1 protein-coding gene is annotated in these 1,517 nt (G+C 56.8%); it reads right to left on the bottom strand.

What is annotated here, in order from left to right; translation table 11 throughout:
• Positions 1-84: 84 nt before the first annotated feature.
• Complete coding sequence (locus NKJ17_RS33820; protein WP_352692043.1) at positions 85-1,302, bottom strand: NAD(P)/FAD-dependent oxidoreductase; 1,218 nt, start codon at positions 1,300-1,302, stop codon at positions 85-87.
• Positions 1,303-1,517 lie beyond the last annotated feature (215 nt).

Here is a 1,517-nt window from a genome sequence, read left to right as displayed (position 1 = left end):
GGCAAAGAATGACCCATTTATAAGTCTGCGGCGCCGTATCTATGTTATTTGCTACTGTTATCACAGGTAACTCCGATTGCACGATTAGCCAGTTGCGAGGTAAATATCGGACGGATCGACTTCCTCGGCTCGGCTCAAGATATCCGGCGATATAGGCCTGCCAGCCTTGACGTCTCGCCGGAGCTGCATCATGTCACGACCTGGGTTGACTCCCACGGCACTGACAAAACGTCCCTGGTCATCGGCGCCAATCTCCAGCCACCGTTCGCTCGCGACGTCTCCGATGCGGTACAGGCGGGTCGCGAGGGCTGGCAGCCCGAATGACTGGATGGTTACGCCGCACTGATCGGACCAGAACCACGGTAGGTCCTGATACTGTGCATCGAGACCGCACATAACTTGTGCGGCCACAACGGCCTGATCGCCGGCCACAGTCCAGCTCTCACTGCGTAGCCGCCGGCCAAGCGCGGGCAAAGGATAGTTCGTCACTTCTCCGGCAGCATATATTCCCGCAACGGACGTTTCGCAGCGAGCGTTCACAAGGATCCCGTCAGCGGTGTCGATGCCGGCGTCAGCGGCGATTTGCGCATTAGGCCCAATCCCGATGCCAATAAGCACCACGTCAGCAACGATCGACCCTCCATTCCAAGTCAGAACGACCTCGCCCTTTGAATTATTCGACATACGCAGATTCGCACAGTTCAAACGGAACTCACCACCTTCGCTCGAGTGACGCGTTGCGATCCATTCTGACAAAGAGAGGGAGGCGCTACGCGGCAGCAGTCGCGGCGCTAGCTCAATGACCGTTGTTTGACAGCCCAAGCGGCGAGCCATCCCCGATACCTCCAGCCCTATAAAACCCCCGCCTACAACTGCCAGCCGCCGGCCAGGCGCAAGAGCCGCGCGCAATCGCAAAGCGTCTGCTTCAGTGCGCAAATAATGAATTTGTGCCGGGTCCACACCGGAATTCTCGAAGAGCCGTGCTCGAGATCCCGTTGCGATCAACAGCTTGTCGTAGTGTTCCGGTTTGCCGATATCAGTATGGACGATACGTCGAACAGGGTCGATCAGGGTGGCCTTCGTCCCATCCCGCAAAACGACGCGGTCTGCATACAGCTCAGACCCTTTCAGGGTCGGCCTCTTGCCCCCCAAAAGAAAGTCCTTGGATAGCGGCGGCCTGTCATAGGGTGTCCCGCTTTCGCTATGAATCAGGACCGTGCGCTGCTCAGGACACAGCTCGGCGAGCGTGGTGGCAGCACGATGCCCTGCTAGTCCTCCTCCGATGATAACGACCGTTTCCATGAACCTTCCTCAGCGCACCTGGCGACTCTGACCGTTACCAACATGACAAAGAGAAACAAAATATGGAGACGCGCTAGTGTCAAATTCCTGCGAATTTGTTCAGCACAGACGACGCAGTTTTGAAACCCGAAGCGCATCCTCGCGACAAACTGTGCTCCGCGGAATTGGTGGCTTTTGTGCATTTTAACGGTCAGAAAGGATAAATATGGATGGGT

This window comes from Mesorhizobium sp. M0208 (assembly GCF_040322015.1).
GTDB lineage: Bacteria > Pseudomonadota > Alphaproteobacteria > Rhizobiales > Rhizobiaceae > Mesorhizobium.
Note: the sequence above shows the minus strand (reverse complement) of the source record. Positions and strands in the feature narration are given on the sequence as shown.

Excerpts from the sequence above, each read along its gene's own strand:
- NKJ17_RS33820 (WP_352692043.1), bottom strand. The coding sequence starts at position 1,302 with ATGGAAACGGTCGTTATCATCGGAGGAGGACTAGCAGGGCATCGTGCT.